Annotated in this window: 1 protein-coding gene; it reads left to right on the forward strand. The window is 31.1% G+C overall.

Annotation, left to right across the window (positions count from 1 at the left end; translation table 11 throughout):
• Nucleotides 1-116: 116 nt before the first annotated feature.
• A complete protein-coding gene (locus tag ACOSP6_RS00240; protein WP_422092416.1) occupies nt 117-680 on the forward strand; it encodes a hypothetical protein in 564 nt (187 codons plus the stop codon).
• Nucleotides 681-788: the final 108 nt, after the last annotated feature.

Here is a 788-nt window from a genome sequence, read left to right on the forward strand (position 1 = left end):
CTTCGGGACCTCGGCGGAAATTCAATCTTATTAATTATCTTTCCGCAACATCGGAAAAGAACTCGCGTCCTTTTCCCGCAAAAAATCATACACAAATACGTTGTACACAATAGAAAATGGAGGCATTATTTGACTTTGGAATTACAATAATTAAGGTTTATTTAGTCTCATATTTATATATAATTTTATACAATTTCATAATTGAAAAATTTGGCCATCTCAATTTTGTAGCGTTTTTCCCAAAAATCAAAAAGAAAGAAAACATTAAAGCTTGTAGAATTTTTATTACAGTTATATTAATATTATTCTCTTTCACGTACTGGGGGAACAAGGGATATGGAGATGAAGGACTTATACCAATTGGAAATAATAAACACGTTGAGCAAACAAACGGGGTCCAAGCTTATATAAAACCAAAAAAATATCAATACGGAACACTAAACATTGAGAAGTTTTGTATAACTGAAAATTTGGTCTTTGGTGAATCAATAAATAGCCCAATTGACTCACCTCCCCCATTTTTTGTATGGAATTTTAAAACTGAAGAATTTAATTTTTTCACAAATGAAAACGATTTTAAAAACTTCCTTAATGAAAATAATATCAGAGACTTCGAATTAAAAGACTTTAACTCGAACTATGTTTGTTATTGGAATATTAGAATGCTATTAATGGCGTAAAAAACTGTGTACAACAACGCGTATAATTAATTGCGGCTGTCCCGAAGCTTCGGGACCTCAACAGAAATTCAATCTTATTAATTATCTTTCCGCAACATCGGAAAAGAA

This window comes from Tenacibaculum sp. MEBiC06402, assembly GCF_049239625.1.
Lineage (GTDB): Bacteria > Bacteroidota > Bacteroidia > Flavobacteriales > Flavobacteriaceae > Polaribacter.